Source organism: Mycobacterium sp. IDUB_36, from assembly GCF_055419225.1.
The window spans coordinates 2,050,098-2,074,109 of sequence record NZ_JBVAXH010000001.1; the positions used below are offsets into that span (position 1 = coordinate 2,050,098).

Here is a 24,012-nt window from a genome sequence, read left to right on the forward strand (position 1 = left end):
TACGCTCTGCATCGTCGCCGGCGGTCATACCTGCGCCGCTCCTCCCCATCGCTGCGCTCTGCATCGTCGCCGGCGGTCATACCTGCGCCGCTCCTCCCCATCGCTGCGCTCTGCATCGTCGCCGGCGGTCATAACACCAAAATAGACAACCCGAAAGACTCTCCGGCACCGCCATTCACAGGCGCGCGTCGAGCCAAGCCACCACGTCGTCGAGCACCTGCTCCTGCTCCGGCTCGTTGAACACCTCGTGGTAGAGGCCCGGATAGATCTTCAGTTCGACGTCGTTGCTGCCGACGGCCGCGACGAGCTGCCGGCTGCCCTCCGCGGGGATCAGCCGGTCGTCGGATCCGTGCACGACCAGCAGCGGCGCGGTGAGCGAAGGGGCCCGCTGCGGCATCGTCTCGCCGACCAGAAACAGCGCGCGGGCCACGCCGCCGGGAACCTTGCCGTGGTAGACCAGCGGGTCGTTGTTGTAGGCGTCCACCACGGCCGGGTCGCGCGAGACCGCGGTGGCGTCGAGCGCCTGCAGCGGAAACCCCGGCGCGACGGCCCCGACGGTCTTGGCGATCCACGCCAGCGGAGCCGACACGGCGAGTTGCGCGGCCACCGCCGGTCCGGACAGCACCATCAGGTCGTAGTCGTCCGGGTGCTCGACGCCGTAGCTGAACACGATGCCGCCGCCCATGCTGTGGCCCAGCACGATCCGCTTCAGCCCGGGGTGTTCCCGGGCGGCGATCCCGACCAGGGTGTCGAAGTCGCGGGTGTATTCGGCGATGTCGCGCAGCAGCACGCGCTTGCCCCCGGAGCGTCCGTGCCCGCGATGGTCGAGCGCATAGGTGATCAGGCCCGCACGACCGAACCGCGCGGCGACGTGGTCGTAGCGGCGGGCGTGTTCGCCGAGCCCGTGGGCGAGGATCAGCACGGCCCGTGGCGGGGTGTCGGGGGTCCACACGTCGTAGACGATGCGCACATCGTCGACACCGTCGAAGGATCGTTCGGCGCGCGTGATTGTCATCGAAGGCAGCGTAAACCCGCTGTCGAAATCCGTCGGACTCAGTCCGTAAGCTCTCTCCGGTGAGTGTGCTCGCCCCCGAACTGGCCGACGACGGCCAGACGGACTTCTCCGCGACCGCAGAACCGTACCGGCGTGAGCTGCTCGCCCACTGCTATCGCATGACCGGGTCGCTGCACGATGCCGAAGACCTGGTCCAGGAGACGCTGCTGCGCGCCTGGAAGGCCTACGACCGCTTCGAGGGCAAATCCTCGGTGCGCACCTGGCTGCATCGCATCGCGACCAACACCTGCCTGACGGCGCTGGAAGGCCGCAAGCGGCGCCCACTGCCGACGGGGCTGGGAGCGCCGAGTTCGGACCCCACCGCCGACCTGGTCGAAGGCGCCGAGGTGCCGTGGCTCGAACCGTTGCCCGACGCGGCCGGTGATCCCTCGACCATCGTGGGCACTCGCGAGTCGGTGCGGTTGGCTTTCGTGGCCGCCTTGCAGCACCTGTCGCCGCGTCAGCGTGCCGTGCTGGTGCTGCGCGAGGTGCTGCAGTGGAAGGCCGCCGAGGTGGCTGACGCGATCGGTTCCACCACCGCGGCCGTCAACAGCCTGCTGCAGCGCGCCCGCGCACAACTCGAATCCGCCGGCCTGAGCGCCGACGACCAGTTGACCGCACCCGACTCAGCGGATGCCCAGGACCTGTTGACCCGCTACATCGCCGCGTTCGAGGCCTACGACATCGAGCGCCTGGTGGACATCTTCACCAGCGAGGCGATCTGGGAGATGCCGCCGTTCGTCGGCTGGTACCAGGGTCCGCAGGCGATCATCACGCTGATCCATCAACAGTGTCCCGCGGAGTTGTCCGGCGACATGCGGATGCTCCCGCTGACCGCCAACGGGCAGCCGGCCGCCGCGATGTACATGCGCGACGGCGACGGCCACGTGCCTTTCCAGCTTCACGTGCTGGACGTGCAGGCCGGCGGGGTCACCCGGGTGGTGGCCTTCCTCGATACCGCGCTGTTCGCCAAATTCGGCCTGCCCGAGCGTCTCTGACACCGGCGATGACTTTCGCCGCGGCCGGTGGTCTGTATTGACAACCAGTCACGACCGGCGCGAGGAGACCAGCATGACGGCCACTTACACCTTCGACGTCTTTTCCAGCCTCGACGGTTTCGGCAGCGTCAGCGGCGGCGATTGGGGCGGTTACTGGGGTAAGCAAGGCCCAGAGCTCCTCGGACGCCGCCTCGCCCTGTACGACGAGACCCAGCGAATGATGTTCGGCGCCAACACTTATCGGCTGTTCGCGCAGATGCTCGCCGAGAGCACCGAGGATTCCGAGGTCCGCGACCCGTGGGTCACCCGGATGCGAGAGCAGCCCGCGACCGTGGTGTCCTCGACACTGGCCGAACCTCTCGACTGGCCCGACGCGACCGTCGCGAAGGGCGACGCCGTCGACGTCGTCGCCCGCCTCAAAGCGGAGTCCGGCGTGCCGCTGCGCTCGCACGGCAGCCTGGCGATGAATCGGACGTTGGCGGCCGCCGGACTGGTCGACTTCGTCCAGGTGACGCTCTTCCCGGTGATCACCGGTCAGACCGGCGACGACCCGATCTTCAAGGGCGCCGCCGACTTCGACCTCGAACTGGTCGAGAGCCGGACGCTCGACCGCAACATCCAAGAACTGACGTACCGGCCCACTCTGCACGGCTGACACTGTCGGCAGCGCCGCGACAGGCGTGGGCCGCGTCCCGGAGTAGCGTGTCAACGTGCCCGCCACCGTCCAGATCCGGCGTGCCGCCGACCGGCCGGTCACCACGACGCCGTGGTTGACCTCGCGGCACTCGTTCTCGTTCGGCGATCATTACGATCCGGGCAACACCCACCACGGCGTGCTGCTGGTCAGCAACGACGACGTCGTCGCCCCGGGTGCCGGTTTCGACACCCACCCACATCGCGACATGGAGATCGTGACCTGGGTACTGCAGGGATCGCTGGCGCACCGCGACTCGACCGGTCACAGCGGTGTCATCTATCCCGGTCTGGCGCAACGGATGTCAGCGGGCAGCGGGATCTCTCACTCGGAGCACAACGCCTCAGGCTCCGAGCCGGTCCGGTTCGTGCAGATGTGGGTGCGGCCGGACGTGGCCGGGGTGGAGCCCGGCTACCAACAGCACGCGATCGACGACGACGCACTCACCGGACGCCTGGCGCTGATCGCCTCCGGAATGCCGGGCCATGACGCCGCGGTCGGCATCCACAACAGATCCGCCGCCCTGCACGGCGGACGGTTGCGCCCCGGCGACGAGGTGGCGCTGCCCGCCGCACCCTACGTCCACCTGTTCGTCGCCCGCGGGCGGATCGCGTTCCAGCAGACCGTGCTGGACGAGGGCGACGCGGTCCGCCTCACCGCATCCGAGGGCGTGCACATCGCCGCCCGGGGCCCCGCCGAAATACTCGTCTGGGAGATGCACCAAGGTCTCGGCGACTAAGGTGGTGCGGACGAACAGGAGCCGGCATGTCTGAACCGCACGAACCTCACGCGGCAGCTGAGACCACGTACGGTGACGACCCTTCGGCCTCCGCTCGTTTTCCGCGGCCGAAATCGCCTGCCACGGTTCGCTTTTGGGCCATGCCGATCCTGCTCACCCTCGCGGTCACGTCGGCGCTGGCCGCGTTCTATCTCAGCGCGATCCTGCAGCCGATGACCAACCTGCGGCACTTTCCGATCGCGGTGCTCAACGAGGACGCCGGGCCGACCGGCGCGCAGGTCCTCAAAGGCATGCTGGCCGGCTTCGACCACGACGCCTATGACGTTCGGGTGCTGACCCACGATCAGGCCAAGACCCAGATGGACACCGCTGAGGTCTACGGGGTCGCCGTCATTCCGCCGAACTTCTCCTCGAAACTTCAGGCCTACGCCAGGAGTGCGTTGACACCGGGACGGGTCGAGCGCGCCGTCATCATCGTCTCGACCAATCCACGAGCCGGCACGCTGGGCGCGAACATCGCCGGCCAGACGCTGCAGCGCGCGGTGGCGATGGTCGATCAGCGCGTCGGACAACGACTTTCGCAGGAGGTGGCGGAGCAGACCGGCAAGGCACCCGAACCCGGTGCCGTCGCGTTGATGCTGGCCAATCCCGTCGAGGTCAAGTCGACTGTGCACAACGCCCTGCCGAACGGCACCGGAAACGGGTTGTCCGCCTTCTACTATTCACTGCTACTCGTGCTGGCCGGCGTCATCGGCAGCATCGTGGTGAACCGGTCGGTGGATGCGATGCATCCGGAACGGTCGGCGATCTCGCCTCTGCGCATCCTGTTCATCAAGTGGTCGATGGTGGCCGCGCTGGCACTACTCACCTCGGCGGCCTATCTGCTGATCGCCCTCCAATTCGGCATGCCTGTTCAAAACAGCGTGACGCTATGGCTTTTCGGGGTGCTGGCGATCACCGCGGTCGGTGTCGGATCGACGTCCCTGATCGTGGCGTTCGGTTCGGTCGGCACGTTGATCAGTCTGTTCGTCTTCGTGATCCTCGGGCTGCCGTCGGCGGGTGCGACCGTGCCGTTGCAGGCCACTCCAGCGCTGTTCGAGTGGCAGGCGAAATTCGAACCGATGCACCAAGTGTTCCTGGGCACAAGGTCTTTGCTGTATCTGGGCGGCCAGGCCGGCTCGGGTCTGGTGCAGTCGCTGGAATGCGTGACGATCGATCTGGTGATCGGTCTGCTGGTCGGCGCTCTCGCCGTTCGCATCCACGACCGGCGCGGCCTGGGCCGCCGGCCCGCGGCGGACGCGGTGGTGGCGCCGGTCGACTCCTCCGGCGGGGTCCCCTACCCGGAGCGGTAAACGCCAAGCAGCCGAACGTCATTGGACTGCCGCCGAACCGTCATTCCGCTGTTATCGGCGTTGCTGTGTAATACCTGAGTCACGATACTCGGGCCGAAGGGGCAACCGTGCCACATCTCGCTGCCGCCTTCCGGCGCATCGCGGCCTGCTGTGCGAGCGGCGCGCTGTGTCTGACGCTGGCGACCAGCACGGGCCAGCCGGTCGCCCGGGCCGAGGCCCGTGAGTTGCTCGCCAGCGCCATCGCGAGCACCCAAGGCTCGTATCTGGTGTACAACTTCGGCGGCGGGCACCCGGCGCCGATGCTCAACGCCGCCGGCAACTGGTACGACGGCGGCAGCGGTGGTCACCTGATGATCATCAAAGCCGCGTCGCAGCGCCTCGAACCGCATCTGCTGGTGGACAGCCACACCGGCTCGCAGTCGCGCTGCGAACGTAATCCGCACGCGCGCACCGGCGACGGACTGATGCAGGCCTCGGAGACGTACACGGCGGTACAGGCCTGGCAGGCGTTGGGCCGACCGACCATCGCGATCAACGCGAACTTCTTCGACATTCGCGGCCAGAAGGGCGGCTCGTGGCGCTCGACGGGCTGCAGTTCGCCGCTGGGCACCTACGTCGACAACACCCACGGGCAGGGCCGGGCCAACCAGGCGGTGACCGGCACCGTCCCCTACGCCGGCAAGCAGGGCCTGTCCGGCGGGAACGAGAACTGGAGCGCGCTGGCGACCATGATCCTGCCCAACCGCGGCGCGCCGTCGATGCTGTGGCCCCGCGGTGGTCGCGACGGCCACGACTACGACGCCGCCACGTCCGTGGTCACCGGGTTGGTCGACCGCGGCGAGCGGTTCGTCGGGGTGAGCGGACTCGGACTGCTGGCACCCGGAAACACCGGTCAGCTCAACGACGGTGGGCCCAGCGCCGCCCGGACCGCGCTGGCCTACTCCAAGCCGCGCGATGAGATGTATGTGTTCCAGGGTGGGAGCTATACGCCGGACAACATCCAGGACCTGTTCCGCGGATTGGGCAGCGACAGCGCGGTGTTACTCGACGGCGGCACCTCGTCGGCGATCGTGTTGCGCCGCGACACCGGTGGCATGTGGGCCGGAGCCGGTGTGCCCAAAGGCAACTGCGACAACTACGACGTGCTGTGCGACGCCCACGAGCGCTCCCTGCCGGGCTGGCTCGCGTTCAACTAGAACTTCGGCGTCAGGTCCAGTGAGGTGATCGTGGTCATCTTGGTGACCAGCCATTGCGCGTGATCCCGTTGCAGCACAAGCCGATACGACAGGTACTTCAACGACGGGACGTCCTTGGTGGCCGGGCTGGTGGACGCCGTGTTGGTGTAGACGATCGCGGTCGCGTCCGACCCGCTCAGTGATTCCACGGCAGCCCCGACCACCTGGGTGGTGTTGGTGATCTTGGCCTGCTTGTTGGGCGCCAGGAGCGCGTCGAGGTACTTGCGGTAGGCGGCCTTGAAGTCGCCGCTGAGGTACTGCGATGCCCGGTCGGCGAGTTTGTCGATGTTGTCCGGGCTGTAGGTCCACAGGGTGGTGATCGCGTTGGCAGCGGTGCGGGCGACGGTCACCTTGGTGGCCACGGTGGCGCGGTCGGCGAGATACGGCTGCATCATCGCACCGGCGAATGCGCCGGCGCCGACGAACAACGCGGCGGCCACCGCCGCCACGATCACCGACAACCTGGTTGCGGGCCGGCGCTCGCGGAACCGGACGGTGGTCAGGCCGGGGTCGTCTTCGGTTGTGCCGTCGACGTTTTCGTCGTCGCTCTGGGACTCGTCGTTCAGGGACTCGTCGTTTTGGGACTCGTCGTAGCCCTGGGACTCGTCGCTCTCAGAGCCGTCGCTCACGGACTCGTCGACGCTGGTCTCGTCGACACTCGGCCGGTCGACCGCCGACTCGTCGACCGCCGACACGCCCTCCGCCGATCCGTCGACGGCCGCGGTCTCAGCGGCGGTGTCGACGGCCGACTCCTCGGTCAGATCACCTGTTGCAGGCTGCTGATCTTCCACTGATTACCTTCCCGCTGGGCGGTGACCACCCAGCGATTTGTTGTCTCGATCTTCTGCTTGCCATCAGGTGTCTTCGACGAAACGTCGGTCGCCACCATCACATTGGCGCTACCGTCGTCGTTCCAGCGCTCCACACCCGCGGCGAGTGTGGTCCCCTTGGTCGGCTCGGCCCGGGCGATCTGCACCAGGATGTCGTTCTGCTTGTCGCGATACTGTTTGGCGAAATCGCCGGTCGCATTGGCCATCACCCGGTCGAAATAGGCGTTGGCGTGAAACGGGTCCAGCGTGGTGAACCCGGTCATGAACGCCTTGACGTAGCCCAAGACGTCGACTTCCTCCATGGCCTGGCGGTGGTGCGAGCGCTGATCCACCAGAGCGAGGGACGACGCCGTGACAGCGCCCGCGGTGAGCACGGCGGCACCGGCCACCGCCGCAGGCAGCGCCCAGGTCCGCGAGGGTTTCCACCACTGCGCCGACAACGTCGGTCGCCATGGCAATCGCGACCACAACGTCGGCGTGAGCGACTTGAGCAGCGGTTCCTCACCGGGCTTAATTCGCCTGCGGGGGCTCACTTCGGCCCCTTCGGAGGCGCCGGCGGCGCGGACTCCTTGGGCGCCGGCGGCGCGTTAGGCGGAGCTTGGGGCGGAGCGGCCTTGGGCTGGGCGGGCTTGGGCTTGGTCACCACGTCCAGGTTGTCGACCAGCCACTGGCCGCTCGCGCCTTTGTCGAACGACACCCGGACCGTGGCGGTGATGAACCGCTGATCGTCGCCACCTCCGCGGTGGCCCTGCATGAACAGCAGCATCGTGGCGGTGTCCCGGGTTGCCGACAGCACGGTGCTGTCGGTCACCCAGTACTCGTTGACCGCCGGATGCCCCTTCATCACCGACTCCTGCTGCTTGACCAACTCGGGTCGATATTTGTCGGTGGTCAGCGAACGGGCGTGCTCGAAGTCCTGCTGCAGCGATTTCGGGTCGTAGGTGAGCATCTGCGCGACGATCTTGGGGCCTTCGGCATTGACCGCGTCCCGGGTCTGTTCGGCGGCCCGACCGGGCAGGTATATCGCGAAAACGCTGATCGCGGCGCCGGCGAGGCACAGCAACACCGCAACCCCGGCGGTGATCGCGGCGTACCGGCGAATGTCGTGTGGGCGTCGATCGGCTGCCACACACCGCACTTCGGTGCGCAGCAGCAGGTCCGCGAAAGTGCGCCGGCGCGAATCCCACAGCGGCCACAGCCATCCCACGAAGACCGAGAGGGTGTCCAGCAGGTGCGCGAGTTCGCGCAACGTCAACCGTCCGACTCCGACAGCGGCTCCGTCTCGCTGCACGACCTCGATGCCGAGCAACGCTCGACCCAGGCTCCACCCCAGGGTCGCCGGCAGCACCGCCCGGTTGACCATGGTCGCCAGCGCCGTGAAGACGAGGACCGCCATCGACGCCCACCACCAGAAGCTGCGTGGTGTCGCCGCCAGCCAGACCAGCGCCATCGTCACGACGACAGCGACACCGGGCAGCACGTCCACCGCCAGGGCGGCAGCGCGAATCTTCCAGCGCGCCAACGTGTTCGACGCGGCCTCGTCAGCTGGCGGTGCGGCTTGGGTCTCGGTGGCCTCGTCGACCAGCACCGTCACCTCGCCACCTGGTCGAGCTTGGAAATCCGATACTTACCCTCGTCGAGCACCATCGTGACCCGCAGGCGGTAGCCGGCTTCCTGGTTCTGCGTCTCGGAGTTGGAGACCTTCACCCGCAGCGGCACCAGAATCTCGACCGACCCGTCGGGGTTGTCGCGTTCGACGGCAGCGCGCAGGTCGGACACCTGGACATGGGCGTTCGCGGCCTGGTAAGCCTCGACCAGCAGCCCGCTGTACAGGATCGCTTGCGACCGGAATGCTCCGGCACCGCACTCGACGATCTTCTGCGCGCTGGAGGCCATCGCCCCGATGTCGGGCGCCTGGGTCGCGCCCACGCAGTCCTTCGCGGCTTCCACCGCGGCGATCTCCCGGCGGGCGGTCGCCTTGCTGTCGTGGTGCGCGCGCAGCGCCAGATAGCCACCGGCCCCGAGTCCGCCGGCGAGCACGACAAGCGCGGCCGCGATGCCGATGAACCAGCCGCGGCCCAGACGCGAAGAACCGCGCGGGTCTTTCTCGGGTTCACCGACCTCGGCGAGGTCGTCGGCGTCTGACTCGGAGATCTCGTGGTCGGCCGCGTCGTCGGATTCCGGTGAATCCTCGGCGGTTTCCTCAGTGGTGAGATCGTCGGCGACTGTGTCGGTTTCCGACGAGGGATCTTGATCCGGGTCGTTCGGGGTCAGCCGGCTGGCGCCAGCATCTCCTTCCATCCGTCATCTCCTGTGTTGCGTGAGTTGTTGACGGAGTACTTAGAACCGTCGGGGCCCGCTACCTCGCCACTCATCGGACTATAGACGGCCGCCGGTGGACCGCCCGGAGTGTAGATGCAGGGGTTGGGCTGTTGGCCGTTGCACTGGACCCCACCGGAGCCCGGCCGCTGCAACGGATCACTCTTCGGCGGCGGCGTCATTCCGCCGGGTGGTAGGCGGTTGGCGGGCAACGGGTTGAGGCCGTTGTTCACCGATGGCGCCGGGATCACGAAGCCCGGCTTCACCGCCTGGTCGCAGCGCCCACCGGGGGCGGGGCAGTTGAGGATCTGGTTGGGGTCGCCGTACCACGGGTTGGTGCCCAGCGGCTCGTACGGCTTGTTGCTGCGGCAATCCTGCGGTGTCGGCGCCCGTTTGCCGGGGACATCCATACACGGCAGGTTGCGCGTCCCGCGGACTGCGTTGGCCTGGAAATCCTGCGGGATCCGGCAGTAGTTGTTGTCCCGCAGCGGGGCGATGCTGGTGTCCGCCGGCGCGCGCCATTCCGGCGCCGGCCGGAATCCGGTCAGACACGGTGCCGGATAGTTGATCGCCAGCGTGAGGTCGAGGGCGGCCATCCGGTCCTTCTCGTACGGCGCGGAGATCGCCTGCACGATCGACCCGAGCTGCGGCAGCATCACCAGAGTCTGCTCGAGGCCGGGGTGGTAGCGCTTGAGCATGTCGGCGATGATCTCGACGTTGGCCAGGGTCTGGGGCAGCGATTCACGAACGTCGCTGAACACCGAGTTCACCTGATCAGCCGTCGGGGCAGCTTGGGTCAGAATGCTTTTCAGGTGCGAATCCTGCGACGCGGCTTCCCCACCCAGGATGTTGAGGTTGTGCGCCCAGCGTTCGATCGCATTGCCCGACACGACCTGGCTGTCCAGGATCGGAGCCGCGTTCTGGATGATGTCGTCGACCTGGTTGATGTTGGTCTTGAAGTCGCCGACGATCGCCTGGGTGGAGTCGACCAGACGCTGCAGCGCCGGACCGAGGCCGCCGACCGCGTCGGCCGTCTCGTCCAGCAGCTTGCCGATCTTCTCCTTCGGCAGCACCACCAGACCACGGTTGGCGGTGTCCAGCGCCGGGCCGATCTCACTGGGCACAGTTCCCTTGGTCATCTTCTGACCGGGCGAGAAAAAGCCCTTCGCTTTGCCGTCCGACACCAGGTCCAGGTACTGCTCACCGACCGCCGACACCGAGTGCACGTTGGCCACCGCATCGAGCGGAATCTTGAAATTGCTATCGATGCTCATCGTGGCCTCGGCGCCCTTTTCCGTCGGCTCGACGGCGGTGACCTTGCCGATGGTGATGCCGCGGTACGTCACGTTGGACGTCGGGTACAGGCCGCCCGAGGCAGGCAGATCGGCCTTCAGCTGGTACTGACCGACACCCATCAACGTCGGAAGCCGCAGGTAGTAGACCCCCAGCACCAGCAGGGCGACGGCAGTCAAAACGCCGAACACGATCAGCTGGCGCTTGATGACACGTGTCAGCATTGCCGGTCCGCCCTCTCCACAAGTGGTCCGCCCGGCGCGTCGTTCGGGTTCGGCGTGAATCGCACATCCGGAATCATCGTCGCCGGATCACGACCGTAGGACTGCTCCAGTGCGCGCAACGCGCCCGAGAACCCGGTGCCGGTGAGGAACGCGTTGTCGACCGCCGACAGCGTCGTGTCCACCTCGAGCGAGGAGTTCATGAAGTCACCGCGGATCAGCTTCGGTGCAGTGTCCAAGTCGAACGGCGCGGTGAAGACCAGCTTCAACGCACCGAGCAGGTACGGCGAAGCCTTGCCGAGTTCCTTCAGCGGGCACTGCAGCGACTGCAGGTTCTGGTGCAATGGCGCCCGGGCCTCGCCCAGGTACTGGGCCGCGGCCTGGCTGAGTGCGCCCACCGACTGGACCGCGTCCACCAGATGCTTCTGGTACTCGGGAGCCGCCAGGTACTTGATCAGCGGCGGGAACTCGGTCAACACCCGATCCAGCACGTCCGACCGGTTGCCGACGTAGGCCAACAGCCGGTTCGTCGAGTCGATGGCGTGCGTGATGTCGTCGCTCTGCTCGTTGAGCTGACGGGTGAAGGTGTCGAGTTTGCCGAGGAAGGCGCGAATTTGCGGGCCTCGACCGGTCAGGATCTTGGTCACCTCGTTCTGCAGCACCTCGAGGTTCTGCAATCCGCCGCCGCGCACGACCATGGCCAGGCTCGCCAGGGTCTGCTCGGTGCTCGGGAAGGCCGACGAGTTCTTCAGCGGGATGGTGTCGCCGTTCTTGAGCATCTGCGACGACGGGTCGGCCGGCGGTGCCAACTCGATGTGTTGAGAGCCCAGCAGGCTGGTCTGCCCGATCTTCGCGGTGGCGTTCTTCGGGAGCTTGACGTTCTTCTGCAGCCCCAGCGTCAGGGTGGCGACCCAGTTCTTGGCACGGTGGCCGTTGATCTCGAACTCCGGGGTCCGCAGTTCGATCTTGCGGATCGAGCCGACGAAGACGTCGGCCACCATGACCTTGCTGTTTCCGTCGATGGCCAGGGTGTCCGGCATCTGCACATAGACGGTGTAGGAGCCGGACGAGTCACCCGGGCCGCCGGGCAGCGAGACGTTCGAGACGCCGTGCCACCCGCACGAGCTCAACACCATGGCCGCGACCAGCAACACCAGAGACTGCCAGACCCGGTGGCGGGCTTTACTGAGCATTACGCGCATGATCAGTTGCCTCCTGGTGCGGCTGCTGCCTCAGCGGGCAGCGGTGGTCCGGGCGGCGCCTGTCCTGCCAGCGGCGACGGTCCGTAGTTCGGCGGTGCGACCGGACCGGGGATCACGTTGGGTCCCGGCGGCGGCGGCTGGATCGGCGCCGGGTTCCCCGGCAATCCGATGTAAGGAGCCGGCCCGAGAGGCTGCTCGTCGTAAGCGTTCTGGTAGCCCGGCGGCGTCTGGTACTGCGCCTGCGCCGCCGGGTTGATGTCCGGGCCACCCATCAGCTCGGCCAGCGAGTCGGGAGTCAGCAGGCCGGCCGTGATCGGACCGACCTTGGTGCCCTGCATGCCGGGCGCGGTGATCCAGCCATGCTGGGTGTTGCGGTGCGAGGTCGGGGTGTCGGGCACCCAGATGCCGGGCACGGTGGTGTCCTTGTAACCGTTCGGCGGATGCAGCCGGTTCTCGGAGTAGGCGACTTCCTTGGGCAAGGTGGCGGCGAGGCTGAACGGGTTCAGGCCGAACGGCAGATAGTTGAACTTGATCGAGTCGAGGATCGGCGCCAGGTACTGCGCGCAGAGCTCGGCCGATTCCTGATAACCCAACCGGCTGCCGGCCTGGATGGCGCTGCAGAGGAATTCCATCGGGTTCGCGAAGCCCATCGTGCCGACCGTTCCGGCCGGTTGCCCGACGATGGCGCTGTGCGCCGGGTGGTAGATCAGGTTCGCGTTCGACAACGCCGTCGGCAGAATGTGCAGGCTGGTCTCCAACCCGGACAGCGCCTCCGGCTGGACCAGCGTGTTGGTCGTGTCGGCGAGGTTGTTGATGTCGTGCGTCAGCACCTCACTGTTCTTGTCCAGGAACGGCCGCACGGTGCTCAGCAGTCCGTCGAACTGCTGCAGCGCGTTGGACAGGTCCTGGTCGGAGCCGGTCAGGCTGGTGGTGAACTGGGCCAGGTTCTTGTTCAGGGCCACGAACTTCTGGTCGTCGGCGTGCAGCGCGTTGACGAACAGCGCGAGGCTGCGGACCACCGCGAAGAAGTCACCGCGACCCTGGTTGAGCGCGGTCAGCGCTCGCGACAGGTCGTTGAAGGTGGTGTTGATCTGCTTACCCTTGCCGGCCAGGCCGTCGGCAAAGGATTCGATGACCTCACCGAACGGCCCCTTGGGCTGCTCCTTGGTGGGCCCCAACTTGGAGATGACGTTGGTGACGGTGTTGCGGAGATCGTCCCATTCAGTGGGCACCTGGGTGCGCTCCACCGGGATCACCGCGTTGTCGGCCAGCACCGGTCCACCCTTGTAGGGCGGTTCGAGCTGGATCAGTCGAGACGCCACCAGCGTCGGGTTCAAGATCACGGCCTGCGCGTCGGCAGGCACCTTGTACTTGTTCTCGTAGTGGAAGGTGACGCGCATCTTGTCGCCGGCCGGCTCGATCTTGTCGACCGCGCCGACCTTCACGCCCATGATCTCGACCCGGTCGCCGTGGTAGAGGGCGTTGGCCACCGGGAAGTAGGCCACCACGGTGTTGTTGGTCAGCTTCTTGTACAGCTCGAGACCGAAGTATCCCAGCGCCAGCGCTGCCACCACCGCGAGCGAGCCGAAGATGATGGCCGCACGTGACAGCTTCGGCAATCGGATGTTGCGGACGTTAAAGATGGTGCTCAATTCTGGCTACCTCCCTGGGCGCCGCTGCCACCGGCGCCACCTGTGTTGCCGATGTAGGGCGCTGGTACCTGGGGCCCCGGCCCGGCCGGTGCCTGCGGTCCGGCCGGCAACGCTCCCGGCGGCGGAGCCGCGGCGGGATTGCCCGGAGCCGGTCCGGGTAGCGGTCCCAGCGGCTCGGTGCGTCCGCCGACCGGTCCCGGCGCGATCGGCACCGGCGTGCCCGGCACGTTGGGTTGGACCTCACCGGGCCGCCCGGCGATCGGAATTCCGGGGGTCGGAGGCAGGCCGCCGGGGTTCGGCGGCGACGTGGCGACGTTCGGCAACGCCGGGTACGGCCCGTTGGGCCCGAACGGACCAAGGTTCTGGTCGAGACCCGCACACGGCAGCGGGTTTCCGGGCCGCGGGAACATGTCCGGCGTCGGCGTGTACGAGCACGGCGATCCAGGCGCCACCGCCGGGTACGGATGATCCGGGGTGCCTTCCAGTGTCGTCGGCGACGGCGGCGGCGCACCGTTGGGGAATCGCGTGCCGTTCGGGTCGGGGAACCGGAAGGCCGGCAACCCGGCACTGCGCCAGAACTCTTCGGGATCGATGCTGCGCTTCTTGAAGGCCGCATCCACCCACGGCTGCAGGATCCAGTACGGCAGCAGGTTGACCAACTGCACCTTGAAGTACGGCCCCGACGACACGGTTTCGTTCAGGCCGGCGGCGGTCTTGCCGAGCGTCTTCACGATGCCGGCGAGGTCGTCCTTACGGGCGTCGAGCAGGTCGCTGACGGTGCGCAGTTGCTCCAGCACATGGTTGAGGTTCGGGTTGTCGTTGATCAGGTTCTGCACCTGGGCCGAGAACGTGGCCACGTTGCTCAGCAGCGCGCTGATCGCCCGGCCGCGCTCGTTGAAGGCGGCCAGCAAGCTGTTGGCGTTGACGAACAGCTTGTCGACCTGCTGGCTGCGGTCGCCCAGGATGCTGGCGATCTGGTTGGCTTGCGCGAGCAGGTGGGTGATCTGCTCGTCGCGCTTGCCGATCGTGTCGGAGAATTTGGCCACCCCGTCGAGCGCCTCACTCAGATGCGGGGCTGTCTGTTCGATGGTCTCGGACAACACGTGCAGCGACTGCTTGACGGTGTCGATGTTCCAGCCCGCGGCGGCCTTCGTGACGTCGAAGAACGCGTCGTAAATCTGATACGGGGTGGTGCTCTGCCCGATCGGCAACGTGCCGTTCGGGCGCAGAGTCGTGGCGCCCCGCGGCTCGATCTCGAGCACCTTCTTACCCAGAATGGTGTCGGTCTTGATCGCCAGCCGGCTCTCGGTGCCGATGGTGTTGCTGCCGGTGGAGAACTTCATCTGGATGTGGTCGCCGTCGATCTTGATGGCCTCGACGTCGCCGACGTCCACTCCGGCAATGCGCACCTTGTCGCCCTTGCCGAGCTGACCCGAGTCGGTGAACAGGCCGTAGTAGCTGGGCTGCGCGAACAACTGCGGGGTGCTGGTCAGGGTCTGGCCGACTCCGACGACCATCACCGTCACGATCAGCCCCATCAGGCCGATCCGCTTCCGGTTGGCGGGTTCTAGCGTCCTCATTGCGGCGTGCACCTACCCGTCGGTTGCGACCAGATCTTGACCGTCCGGACCGGCCCGCCGGCCTGGAGTCCGTTGGTCTTGAGAGTGAGGTCGCACAAGTAGAAGTTGACCCAGTCGCCGTAGTTGCCGACGGCGTTGCCCACGATGTTCATCCCGATCGGCGTCCGCTTGATCTGGTCGTCGTACAGGTCGCGCTGGTCGATGATCGGCTGCTGGATGGGCTCGAGGTAGTTCAACGTCTTGTGCAGCAGGGTTCGGTTGTCGGCAAGCAGGTCGCCGACCGTACCGGCACCGTTGCTGAGGTTGGCGATGCCGGCCGCGAACGGCTCGGCGTGCTCGTTGAGGCCGCTGATCAGCTTCTCGAAGTTGTCGACGGTCTCGTCGAAGTCCTTGCGGTGCTTGACGGTGGTGTCCAGCACGGTGTTGAGGTTCTTGACCACCTCGCCGATCGCCTGGTCACGCTCGGCGATGCGGGACGTCAGTTGCGCCGTCTGGTCGAGGATGTCGTTGATGGTTCCGCCCTGACCCTGGAAGACGGTGATGATGGACGTCGCGATGTTGTTCACCTTTTCGGGGTCGAGCGCGCGGAACAGTGGCTTGAATCCGCCGATCAGCGCGTCGAGGTCCAGAGCGGGCGACGTGTGAGACAGCGGAATGAACCCGTGGGCCGGCAGAGCCAGATCGCCGCCCTCGCCGTCGCCGCGCTTGAGCTCGAGGTACCGGTCGCCGATCAGGTTGAGGTAACGCACCTGGGCGGTGGTGGACTGATACAGCGGCACCGAGCGGTCGACGTTGAACTCGACCCGCACCCGATGTCCACCGTCGATCAGTGTGACGTCTTTGACCTTGCCGATCTCCACTCCCGAGGCCCGAACGAACTGGCCGGAGCGGAGTCCGCTGACGTTGTTGAACTCCGCGGAGTAGGAGATGGTCCGGTCGAAACGCATCTGACCGAACACAACGGTGATCAGCGCGGTGAAGAAGATCAACACCAGCGAGACGATGCCGAGCTTGACGAGGGTTCCGGTCATTTTCATGGGTTGATCGTGTGGTCCCCCACTTGGCGGCCCCAGACGTACTCGATTGCGTACGGGGAGCCGGTGTCGACATGGTTGTACGGAGCGAGGCTGTTACCGGTGTCCATGATCAGCGTTGGCGCGGGCCACAACTCGCGGGTGATGGTCTGCCAGCAGCCCGGCGCGCCACCCGGACCGCCGTGCCCGTTCACCCGGGGCAGGTTCTCCGGGTAGATGTACGGGTTCGGTGCACCACCGATCAGGCCGGTCAGCGCGGAGAGTCCCAGCGTGGCGGCGGTGATGCCCAATCCGGGGAGGCTCAGCGCCAGTCCCAGCCCGGAGAAGATCTCGGTCTCCGACCGCAGCGAGTACGGGCTGGTGAACGCGGCGACCTTCGGTTCTCCGTCGTGCAGATTGCGGATGGCACAGAAGATTTCGGGGCTGTAGTTGTCGAGCAGTTGGGCCGTCGGCACCAAGTCCTTACTCGCCCGCGCGAAATATGGCCCGCCCTTGTTGAAGATCTCCGCTCCGGTCGCGCCGAAGCCGGCTGCCGCCAGCAGCGCCCGGTCCAGATCTTTTTCCTGGGCGTGCACGGTGTGCGCCGTCTTCGCCGCGTTGTTCAGGAAATCGAACAGGTCGGGAGACGCGTTGGCGAAGGTGTCGCCGAGATTCGCCAGCTGTTGAATGTCGTGGCGGATGATGGGCATCCGCGGATTGACCTCGTCGAGTGCCGCGCTGCCGTTGATGATCGACTGCCCGAACTTGTCGCCGAGTCCGCTCAGCGCTTGCGCCGCGGCGCTCAGGGTCAGGTTGACCTTGACCGGGTCGATCTTCTCGGCGATCGAGGTGATCGTCTGGAACAGCGTGTTGACTTCGGTGGTCACCGATCGGGCGTCGATCACGTTCTTCGGTGTGATGCGTTGTGGCAGCGGGTTTTCCGGAGCCTTCATCGACACGTACTTCTCACCGAACACGGTGGTGGCGACGATGCGGGCGTCCACGTTCGCCGGGATCAGGTGCAGGTACTTGGGATACACGTCCAGGGTGAACTTGGCCGCGGGCTTGCCGTCACGCTCGACCTCGTCGATGACGGCCACCCGGCCGATCTGCACGCCGTTGTAGGTGACCTTCGAACCGGGGTCCATCACCAGGCCGGCCCGGTCGGACAGCATCGTCAGCTTGGTCTTGTCGACGAAGTCGCCGCTGTATTGCAGGTAGACCAGCCACAGCACCAGCGCCGCAATGAGAAAGACGATGACGCCGGCGATCCGGAAGGGCTGGAACGGCGCCTTGTTTATTTTCCCGCGTGGATGTGTCATGGCCCGCCTACACCGTGAAGTTGAAGTTGGGATTGACGCCGTAGAGCGCCATTTCGGCCAGCAGGATCACGACGGGTGTGGCCACCAGCGAGAAGCGCATCGACCGGCCGACCGCCTCGCCGACTCCGACCGGACCTCCGCTGGCGTTGTAGCCGTAATAGCAGTGCGAGAGCATCACGACCGCGGCGATGATGATGATGTCGACGAACGACCAGAACACGTCGTCGGGGCGGAGGAATGTGCGGAAGTAGTGGTCGTAGGTGCCCGACGTCTGTCCGTACAGAAACGTCGTAACAACCTGTGGCGACAGGAAAGACAGGATCAGACCGACGGAGTAGAGCGGGATGATCACGACGAGTCCGGCCAGCATCCGGGTCGACACCAGATACGCGTTGGACTTCACGCCCATCACCTCGAGCGCGTCGATCTCCTCGCTGATCCGCATGGCGCCCAACTCCGCGGTGGCGCCGGCGCCGACGGTCGCGGCCAGCGCGATACCGGTGACGATCGGGGCGACCAGGCGGACGTTGATGAACGCCGAGACGAACCCCAGGAGGGTCTCGAGGCCGACGTGGCCCAGCGACGCGAGCCCCTGGATGGCCACCAGCGAACCCGCGGACAGTGTCACGAAACCGATGATCACCGCGGTGCCGCCGACCACGGCCATGGCGCCGGTGCCCATGCCGACCTCGGCGATCAGCCGCAGGATCTCTTTGCGGTAGCGGGTCAGGGCCCAGGCCATGTCACGGACGCCGAGAACCGTGAACCAGCCCAGCTTTCCGGCTTCGTCGAGCGGTTTGGTCGCAGTCTCGCCGATGCGACGAAGGTCGTCGGACAGCCGCGGGAAGCGGGAGCGTATTACCTGGGCAGTCGACATTTCAGTGCCCCGTTCCGAATCGCACACCAATGGTGGTCAGCACCACGTTGACCGCGAAAAGCGCCACCACGCAGAGCACGACGGTCTCGTTGACGGCGGTCCCCAGACCCTTGGACCCACCACTGACGGTTAATCCGCGGTAGCAGCCGACCAACCCGGCGATCATCCCGAACGACAACGCCTTGATGGTCGCGATCACCACTTCGGGCAGCCCGGTGAGCTGGGTCAGCGTCGCCAGATAGGCGCCGGCCGATACGTGCTGGAGATAGACGCCGAAGACGAACCCACCGACCAGCCCGACCATGCTGACCAACGCATTCAGCAGCATTCCGACCAGTGAGCAGGCCAGCACGCGAGGTACCACGAGTCGGTGGATCGGGTCGATACCAAGCACTTCCATCGCGTCGATCTCTTCACGGATGGTGCGGGCGCCGAGATCCGCGCAGATGGCGGTCGAGGCTGCGCCGGCAATGACCAGCACCGTGTTCAGCGGGCCGATCTGGGTGATGACCGCGATGCCCGCGCCGGCTCCGGAGAGGTCCGCGGCGCCGACCTGGATCAGCAGGATGTTGAAGGTGAAGATGAACAACGCCGTGATGGGCACCGAGATCGCCATCGTCGGCAGGATGGCCACCCGCAGGATGAACCAGCACTGGAGGATGAATTCTTTCCACTGAAAAGGAGGGCGGAACAACGCCTTTCCGGTGAGGACGCACATCCGGAAGAAACCACCGACGAGGACCAGCGGTGGGCCCAATTGATCACGGATGTAATCAGTCACACGCGGCTGCGTCGTGCTCACTGCCACCCCCTCCCGTTGCGACCCTGCGCCTTGCGGGGGAGCGGCGAACAGTCTCGCACAGCTCCTCCTTGCCCCGTCTCAAGATGTGTGACCTCCGTCTCACTACTGGCAGGTAGTAAGGCGGACCACAGGACTGTACCCGATCGGCTCACGGGCGTGCATGGCATCGGCGTTATTAGCCTTTCGTCAATTTGACCTGCGGATTTCGCGTTATGTCAGGTTGGTCCTTCGTGCCCCGAATCCGTTGATATGGAGCCGCTTTGAGTCACGGCCGAGGCACCATAACGCGTCCGCAATTCGGTCTTCAATACTTTGCCGGCGGGGTTACGCGGCAGCGCGTCGACGATCTCCAGGCCCTTGGGGTGCTTGTACCGCGCGAGCCGCTCACCGAGGAATTCGTCGAGGTCCTCGATGCTCAAGTCGTGCGTCCGACCGGCCGCGAGCGCCGCGACCGCGACGGGAACCTCTCCCCATTTCTCGTGCGGCCGACCGATCACGGCGACCTCGACGATCGCCGGATGACTCGCCAACACGTTCTCGACTTCGGCGCAGTAGATGTTCTCGCCACCCGAGATGATCATGTCCTTCTTACGGTCGACCACCCAGACGTAGCCCTCGCCGTCCATCCGGACCAGATCGCCGGAGTGAAACCAGCCGCCGTGGAACGCCTCGGCGGTGGCCTCCGGGTTGTTCCAGTAGCCGCTCATCAATGTGGGTGCGCGATAGACGATTTCACCGACCTCGCCTTCTGCCACGTCGTTCATCTGCTCGTCGACCACGCGGGCGGCCACGGTCGGGATCACCTTGCCCACCGAGCCGAGCTTCCTGATCGCGTCTTCGCCGAGCAGCATGCACGTGACCGGCGACATTTCGGTCTGGCCGAACGCGGCCAGGATCTGGGCCCCGGGGAACGTCTCCGACATCTGCCGCAGCAGGGTATCGGACGCCGGCGCGGCGCCCCAGGAGATCACCCGCAGCGCGACGTCGCGTGGATTCGCCTGCTGCGCAGCACAAACCGCCTGCCACTGGGCCGGGACCAAGAAAATCCCGGTGACCTTCTCCTCGGCGAGGACGTCGAGTAGATGCCCGGGGTCGAAGGCGCCTAAGGGATGGATCACGGTGGGCAGGCCCATCAGCATCCCGGTCAGCAGGTTGCCGATTCCGGCAATGTGGAAGAACGGGACGCCGATGAAGCCGACGTCGCTCGCCGCGAACCCGTGCGTGTAGAGGTTGGCCGTGGTCTGGCAGTTCAGGTTGGTATGGGTCAGGACCGCGCCCTTGGGCCGGCCGGTGGTGCCCGAGGTGTACATGATCAGCGCCGGCGAGTCGTTCGGGACATCGGCCGGGGTAGCCGGTTCACCCGGCTCGTTCACCAGATCCTCGTAGGCCAGCAGACCCTCGTCGGCCGAGTCGCCGGCGACCACGATGGTGCCCAGTATCGACGTGACGCCGCGGACGCCGGCCGCCACCGGGGCCAGCACCGGCTCGGTGATCATCACCCGCGCCTCGCAGTCCTCGACCAGGAAAGCGATCTCCGGCGGGGTGAGCCGGAAGTTGACCGGGACAGCGATCGCCCCGATCAGGTTGGCCGCCAGCACCGACTCGACGAACTCGGTGCGGTTCAGCATCAAGACCATCACCCGGTCGCCGCGCCCGACGCCGCGGCGACTCAGGGCGCCGGCCAGCTTTGCCACCCGGTCACGCAGGTCGGCCCAGGTGACGGTGTTGCCCAGGAACCGCAGCGCGGTCGCGCCCGGCTGCATGTAGGCGTGTCGTTCGAGCTGGTTGACCCAGTTCTGTCGTCGGGCCAGGTATGGCTGCTCCGAATACGCCGCGTCGGCGTCGGTGTCCTGGGCGCCGTGGCCGGTCAGCTGCGCGGTCACTGGTCGCTTCCCCTCTCGCTGTAAGCACTCTGGTTAAGTTGATATTTGATAAAACTTGGTGTTGTCTGGGTCACACTATGGTCTGGTCGTCCCGAAGACAACCCCGGTGGTGAGCGCGGTCAGCGCCCTTGCCGCGGCGCGCCGCCCGCTGCGGCGGGCGCAGTTGTCCGACGAAGTCGCGGGCCATCTGCGGGCGGCGATCATGTCCGGCGCGTTGCAGCCCGGGACGTTCATCCGGCTCGACGAGACCGCGGCCAAACTCGGGGTCAGCGCAACCCCGGTCCGCGAGGCGCTGCTCAAGCTGCGTGGCGAGGGCATGGTCCAACTCGAACCGCATCGCGGCCATGTGGTGCTGCCGCTGAGCCGCCAGGACGTCGACGACATCTTCTGGGTGCAGGCGACCATCGCCCAGGAGCTTGCCACCTCTGCGGCCGCGCGCATCACCGACACCGAGATCGACGACCTCGCCCACCTCACCGACGCGCTGGCCGCCGCGGTGGGCGCCTCCGACATCGAGGCGATCGCGGGATGCGAGTTCGCGTTTCACCGGGTCTTCAACCACGCCACCGGGCGGATCAAGCTGGCCTGGTTTCTGTTGCACGTGGCGCGCTACATGCCGTTGATGGTCTACGCCGCGGACCCGGAATGGGGTGCCGCCGCGGTGCACAACCATCGCGAGGTGGTCGCGGCGCTGCGCCGCAGGGACACCGCCGCGGTGGTCGAGCACACCGCCCGGCAGTTCGCCGACGGCGCCCGGCGGCTCACCGAACGCCTGGAGAGCAGCGGGATCTGGGACTAGCCGCCGCCGGTGACGACTCGGGCCGTTTCGGCCCGAGAAGGAGCCGGATGACTAAGAAGAAGCCAGCTCCTCGGCACGCTTCTTGAGGTTCTCGGCGAGGTAGTCGATGACGTTGCCGGCCAGCTGCTTGACCATCGGCGCCGGAATCGGCAGCGACGGCTCGACGTCGAGGTCCACCGTCAACAGCGACGATCCGCCGGTGTCCACCACGCTGAACAACTGCTCCTGCTTCTTGAACAGGTTGCCCTGTTGCAGCACGGTCTGGATCTGCGTCGGGCTCGGGTAGTAGACCGCCTGGATCAAGCTGTCCTCGAGGGCCTCGTACTTGGCGTCGAGGCGGAGCTGGCTGGGGCGACCGTCGTCGTAGCGGGCCAGCACCCACAAGCCCTGGACTCCGTCGTTCCATTCCGGGTAGCGCTCGAAGTCTGCGACGATGGCCAGAATCGAGTCGGCGTTGGCGGCTACCTCAACGGTCTTGCTGACAAAAGGCATTCGCCGAGCTTACCGAGAACGTTCGAGCGCCAGATTCCCCAGTTAGACACAGGCTGTCGAGAGCAGCGCCCGGATCTCGTCGGGAATGGGGGTGGGCCGGCGGGTGACCTTGTCGACGTAGACGTGCACCCAGTGCCCGACCGCGGCGACGGCCTGCGGCTCGGCTTGCTCGTCGGCGGACGGGCGCTCGCCTTCTTTGAAGACGCTGAGCCGGTAGGTGACACTGCTGTTACCCAGCCGGGTCACCGCCACCCCGACGAAAAGGCGTTCAGGGAAGTGCAATTCGGAGAAGTAGCGGCAACCCGATTCGGCGACGATGCCCTGGGCCGAGGTCGTCACCGGATCGAGCGCCACGCCTGCGCCGATCCAGCCGTTGATCGCGGTGTCGAACAGTTGGTAGTACACCGCGTTGTTCAAGTGGCCGAACATGTCGTTGTCGGCCCACCGCGTCGTTACCGGCCAGTGCACCGGGAAGTCGCGACTGGTGAGACCGTCGGGTGCGGGCGGAATGGCGCTCATGGTTGTATTCGACCATGCTGGAAATCCGGGGTGCCGTACTGGAGCAGATCGGATCGCCCCGGCCGTACTCCCAATCTCGGCCCATCACCATCGCCGACGTCACCCTGGGTCCGCCCGGTGCGGACGAACTGCTGGTCCGTATCGAAGCCGCCGGGGTGTGCCACTCCGATCTGTCGGTGGTGGACGGCAATCGAGTCCGGCCGACGCCGATGCTGCTCGGTCACGAGGCGGCCGGAATCATCGAGCGAGTCGGCGACGGGGTCAACGACGTGGCTGCCGGGCAACGCGTGGTGATGACGTTCCTGCCGCGTTGCGGCCATTGCGCAGCCTGTGTGACCGACGGACTCACTCCGTGCCGGCCGGGCAGCGCGGCCAACAACGCCGGTTCGTTGCTGGGTGGCGGCATGCGACTGACGCGCAACGGCGACAACGTCTTTCACCACCTGGGCGTATCGGGATTCGCGACACACGCGGTCGTCAACCGGGCCAGTGTGGTCCCGGTGCCCGACGACGTCGCCGCGCCGGTCGCCGCACTGCTCGGATGCGCGATGCTGACCGGTGGCGGCGCGGTGCTCAACGTCGGCAAACCACAGCCGGGGCAGACGGTTGCCGTCGTGGGCCTCGGCGGGGTCGGCATGGCCGCCGTGATGACCGCGCTGTCGTATGCCGGAGTACATGTGATCGGCGTCGACCAGTTGCCCGAAAAGCTCACCGGCGCCCGCACTCTCGGTGCCCAGCAGGCCTACACCCCGCAGCAGGCCATCGATGCCGGGGTGAAGGCGGACGTCGTGGTCGAGGCCGCCGGCCACCCGGCCGCCCTGGAGACCGCGATCGCACTCACCGGGCCGGGCGGCCGGACCGTCACTGTCGGCCTGCCGCGACCGGACGCCCGGATCAGCCTGTCCCCGTTGGGATTCGTCGCCGAAGGACGTTCGCTGATCGGCAGCTACCTCGGATCGGCGGTGCCAGACCGCGACATCCCGCAGTTCGTCGAGCTGTGGCGCTCGGGGCGGCTGCCGGTGGAGTCGCTGGTGTCCTCGCGCATCGCCCTCGACGACATCAACTCCGCGATGGATAACCTGGCCGACGGGACCGCCGTCCGCCAGCTGATCGAATTCAACTGAGCCCTAGAACCA

At 66.6% G+C, this 24,012-nt stretch carries 22 protein-coding genes and 2 pseudogenes; 7 read left to right on the top strand and 17 right to left on the bottom strand.

What is annotated here, in order from left to right; genetic code table 11:
• Together ACZYW1_RS09980 and ACZYW1_RS09985 are read right to left on the bottom strand one after the other, a co-directional pair.
• Window positions 1-116, bottom strand: a pseudogene (locus ACZYW1_RS09980) (hypothetical protein); the annotation flags it as partial.
• A 59-nt stretch (window positions 117-175) separates the two neighbouring features.
• Window positions 176-1,015: an alpha/beta hydrolase gene (locus tag ACZYW1_RS09985; RefSeq protein ID WP_463785379.1), complete on the bottom strand. Its 840-nt coding sequence runs from the start codon at window positions 1,013-1,015 to the stop codon at window positions 176-178.
• Between the two features lie 59 nt (window positions 1,016-1,074).
• Between ACZYW1_RS09985 and ACZYW1_RS09990 the strand changes: the two genes are divergently transcribed.
• From ACZYW1_RS09990 to ACZYW1_RS10010, 5 genes are all read left to right on the top strand, one after another.
• Entirely contained in the window at window positions 1,075-2,052 is a 978-nt protein-coding gene (locus ACZYW1_RS09990) for a sigma-70 family RNA polymerase sigma factor (protein WP_463785382.1), read from the top strand.
• 73 nt (window positions 2,053-2,125) lie between these two features.
• Complete coding sequence (locus ACZYW1_RS09995) at window positions 2,126-2,707, top strand: dihydrofolate reductase family protein (protein WP_463785383.1); 582 nt, start codon at window positions 2,126-2,128, stop codon at window positions 2,705-2,707.
• Window positions 2,708-2,762: 55 nt separating this feature from the next.
• On the top strand, window positions 2,763-3,485 hold the full coding sequence (locus ACZYW1_RS10000; RefSeq protein WP_463785385.1) for a pirin family protein: 723 nt from the start codon (window positions 2,763-2,765) through the stop codon (window positions 3,483-3,485).
• A gap of 140 nt (window positions 3,486-3,625) precedes the next feature.
• Entirely contained in the window at window positions 3,626-4,837 is a 1,212-nt protein-coding gene (locus ACZYW1_RS10005) for a YhgE/Pip domain-containing protein (protein WP_463785387.1), read from the top strand.
• A gap of 74 nt (window positions 4,838-4,911) precedes the next feature.
• Window positions 4,912-6,033, top strand: coding sequence for a phosphodiester glycosidase family protein (locus ACZYW1_RS10010; protein WP_463787775.1), 1,122 nt, complete (start codon window positions 4,912-4,914; stop codon window positions 6,031-6,033).
• On the opposite strand, the gene ACZYW1_RS10015 is transcribed toward ACZYW1_RS10010, so the two are convergent.
• The 13 genes and pseudogenes from ACZYW1_RS10015 to fadD5 all read right to left on the bottom strand — a co-directional run bounded on the left by ACZYW1_RS10015 (window position 6,030) and on the right by fadD5 (window position 21,066).
• Window positions 6,030-6,863: a mammalian cell entry protein gene (locus tag ACZYW1_RS10015; RefSeq protein WP_463785389.1), complete on the bottom strand. Its 834-nt coding sequence runs from the start codon at window positions 6,861-6,863 to the stop codon at window positions 6,030-6,032. The two genes, ACZYW1_RS10010 and ACZYW1_RS10015, sit on opposite strands and share 4 nt — an antisense overlap.
• Window positions 6,830-7,435: a mammalian cell entry protein gene (locus ACZYW1_RS10020; RefSeq protein ID WP_463785391.1), complete on the bottom strand. Its 606-nt coding sequence runs from the start codon at window positions 7,433-7,435 to the stop codon at window positions 6,830-6,832. The genes ACZYW1_RS10015 and ACZYW1_RS10020 overlap by 34 nt, the downstream gene beginning before the upstream one ends.
• Window positions 7,432-8,496, bottom strand: coding sequence for an RDD family protein (locus tag ACZYW1_RS10025; RefSeq protein WP_463785393.1), 1,065 nt, complete (start codon window positions 8,494-8,496; stop codon window positions 7,432-7,434). The genes ACZYW1_RS10020 and ACZYW1_RS10025 overlap by 4 nt, the downstream gene beginning before the upstream one ends.
• The gene (locus ACZYW1_RS10030) at window positions 8,493-9,203 is read right to left on the bottom strand and encodes a hypothetical protein (RefSeq protein WP_463785395.1); all 711 of its coding nucleotides are present in this window, start codon (window positions 9,201-9,203) and stop codon (window positions 8,493-8,495) included. The genes ACZYW1_RS10025 and ACZYW1_RS10030 overlap by 4 nt, the downstream gene beginning before the upstream one ends.
• Complete coding sequence (locus tag ACZYW1_RS10035) at window positions 9,173-10,738, bottom strand: MCE family protein (protein ID WP_463785396.1); 1,566 nt, start codon at window positions 10,736-10,738, stop codon at window positions 9,173-9,175. The genes ACZYW1_RS10030 and ACZYW1_RS10035 overlap by 31 nt, the downstream gene beginning before the upstream one ends.
• On the bottom strand, window positions 10,732-11,937 hold the full coding sequence (locus ACZYW1_RS10040; protein ID WP_463785397.1) for a virulence factor Mce family protein: 1,206 nt from the start codon (window positions 11,935-11,937) through the stop codon (window positions 10,732-10,734). The genes ACZYW1_RS10035 and ACZYW1_RS10040 overlap by 7 nt, the downstream gene beginning before the upstream one ends.
• Before the next feature lie 2 nt (window positions 11,938-11,939).
• On the bottom strand, window positions 11,940-13,589 hold the full coding sequence (locus tag ACZYW1_RS10045) for a virulence factor Mce family protein (RefSeq protein ID WP_463785398.1): 1,650 nt from the start codon (window positions 13,587-13,589) through the stop codon (window positions 11,940-11,942).
• Window positions 13,586-15,169: a virulence factor Mce family protein gene (locus ACZYW1_RS10050; RefSeq protein WP_463785399.1), complete on the bottom strand. Its 1,584-nt coding sequence runs from the start codon at window positions 15,167-15,169 to the stop codon at window positions 13,586-13,588. Before ACZYW1_RS10050 ends, ACZYW1_RS10045 begins: the two co-directional genes overlap by 4 nt.
• On the bottom strand, window positions 15,166-16,206 hold the full coding sequence (locus tag ACZYW1_RS10055; protein ID WP_463785401.1) for a virulence factor Mce family protein: 1,041 nt from the start codon (window positions 16,204-16,206) through the stop codon (window positions 15,166-15,168). Before ACZYW1_RS10055 ends, ACZYW1_RS10050 begins: the two co-directional genes overlap by 4 nt.
• Window positions 16,203-17,504 (bottom strand): MCE family protein, encoded by a 1,302-nt coding sequence (locus ACZYW1_RS10060; protein ID WP_463785404.1) that lies wholly within the window; start codon window positions 17,502-17,504, stop codon window positions 16,203-16,205. The genes ACZYW1_RS10055 and ACZYW1_RS10060 overlap by 4 nt, the downstream gene beginning before the upstream one ends.
• 7 nt (window positions 17,505-17,511) lie before the next feature.
• Window positions 17,512-18,381 carry an ABC transporter permease gene (locus tag ACZYW1_RS10065; RefSeq protein WP_463785405.1) on the bottom strand — a complete coding sequence of 290 codons (870 nt, stop codon included), beginning with the start codon at window positions 18,379-18,381 and terminating at the stop codon, window positions 17,512-17,514.
• A 1-nt stretch (window position 18,382) separates the two neighbouring features.
• The gene (locus ACZYW1_RS10070; RefSeq protein ID WP_463787776.1) at window positions 18,383-19,099 is read right to left on the bottom strand and encodes an MlaE family ABC transporter permease; all 717 of its coding nucleotides are present in this window, start codon (window positions 19,097-19,099) and stop codon (window positions 18,383-18,385) included.
• A 294-nt stretch (window positions 19,100-19,393) separates the two neighbouring features.
• A pseudogene (gene fadD5 / locus ACZYW1_RS10075) lies at window positions 19,394-21,066 on the bottom strand (fatty-acid--CoA ligase FadD5).
• 106 nt (window positions 21,067-21,172) lie between these two features.
• Here fadD5 and ACZYW1_RS10080 point away from each other — a divergent pair.
• Window positions 21,173-21,865 (top strand): GntR family transcriptional regulator, encoded by a 693-nt coding sequence (locus tag ACZYW1_RS10080; RefSeq protein WP_463787777.1) that lies wholly within the window; start codon window positions 21,173-21,175, stop codon window positions 21,863-21,865.
• A gap of 51 nt (window positions 21,866-21,916) precedes the next feature.
• Here ACZYW1_RS10080 and ACZYW1_RS10085 read toward each other — a convergent pair whose 3' ends face one another.
• Window positions 21,917-22,357: an SRPBCC family protein gene (locus ACZYW1_RS10085; RefSeq protein WP_463785407.1), complete on the bottom strand. Its 441-nt coding sequence runs from the start codon at window positions 22,355-22,357 to the stop codon at window positions 21,917-21,919.
• A gap of 42 nt (window positions 22,358-22,399) precedes the next feature.
• Window positions 22,400-22,876 carry an acyl-CoA thioesterase gene (locus ACZYW1_RS10090; protein WP_463785408.1) on the bottom strand — a complete coding sequence of 159 codons (477 nt, stop codon included), beginning with the start codon at window positions 22,874-22,876 and terminating at the stop codon, window positions 22,400-22,402.
• Between the two features lie 14 nt (window positions 22,877-22,890).
• On the opposite strand from ACZYW1_RS10090, the gene ACZYW1_RS10095 reads away from it, so the two are divergent.
• A complete protein-coding gene (locus ACZYW1_RS10095) occupies window positions 22,891-24,000 on the top strand; it encodes an alcohol dehydrogenase catalytic domain-containing protein (RefSeq protein WP_463785410.1) in 1,110 nt (369 codons plus the stop codon).
• Window positions 24,001-24,012: the final 12 nt, after the last annotated feature.

Coding starts and splice junctions, on each gene's coding strand:
- ACZYW1_RS10035 (WP_463785396.1), bottom strand. CDS start 10,738: ATGCTGACACGTGTCATCAAGCGCCAGCTGATCGTGTTCGGCGTTTTG.
- ACZYW1_RS09995 (WP_463785383.1), top strand. CDS start 2,126: ATGACGGCCACTTACACCTTCGACGTCTTTTCCAGCCTCGACGGTTTC.
- ACZYW1_RS10040 (WP_463785397.1), bottom strand. CDS start 11,937: ATGCGCGTAATGCTCAGTAAAGCCCGCCACCGGGTCTGGCAGTCTCTG.
- ACZYW1_RS10090 (WP_463785408.1), bottom strand. CDS start 22,876: ATGAGCGCCATTCCGCCCGCACCCGACGGTCTCACCAGTCGCGACTTC.
- ACZYW1_RS10065 (WP_463785405.1), bottom strand. CDS start 18,381: ATGTCGACTGCCCAGGTAATACGCTCCCGCTTCCCGCGGCTGTCCGAC.
- ACZYW1_RS09985 (WP_463785379.1), bottom strand. CDS start 1,015: ATGACAATCACGCGCGCCGAACGATCCTTCGACGGTGTCGACGATGTG.
- ACZYW1_RS10060 (WP_463785404.1), bottom strand. CDS start 17,504: ATGACACATCCACGCGGGAAAATAAACAAGGCGCCGTTCCAGCCCTTC.
- ACZYW1_RS10055 (WP_463785401.1), bottom strand. CDS start 16,206: ATGAAAATGACCGGAACCCTCGTCAAGCTCGGCATCGTCTCGCTGGTG.
- ACZYW1_RS10050 (WP_463785399.1), bottom strand. CDS start 15,169: ATGAGGACGCTAGAACCCGCCAACCGGAAGCGGATCGGCCTGATGGGG.
- ACZYW1_RS10070 (WP_463787776.1), bottom strand. CDS start 19,099: ATGTGCGTCCTCACCGGAAAGGCGTTGTTCCGCCCTCCTTTTCAGTGG.
- ACZYW1_RS10005 (WP_463785387.1), top strand. CDS start 3,626: ATGCCGATCCTGCTCACCCTCGCGGTCACGTCGGCGCTGGCCGCGTTC.
- ACZYW1_RS10085 (WP_463785407.1), bottom strand. CDS start 22,357: ATGCCTTTTGTCAGCAAGACCGTTGAGGTAGCCGCCAACGCCGACTCG.
- ACZYW1_RS10095 (WP_463785410.1), top strand. CDS start 22,891: ATGCTGGAAATCCGGGGTGCCGTACTGGAGCAGATCGGATCGCCCCGG.
- ACZYW1_RS10030 (WP_463785395.1), bottom strand. CDS start 9,203: ATGGAAGGAGATGCTGGCGCCAGCCGGCTGACCCCGAACGACCCGGAT.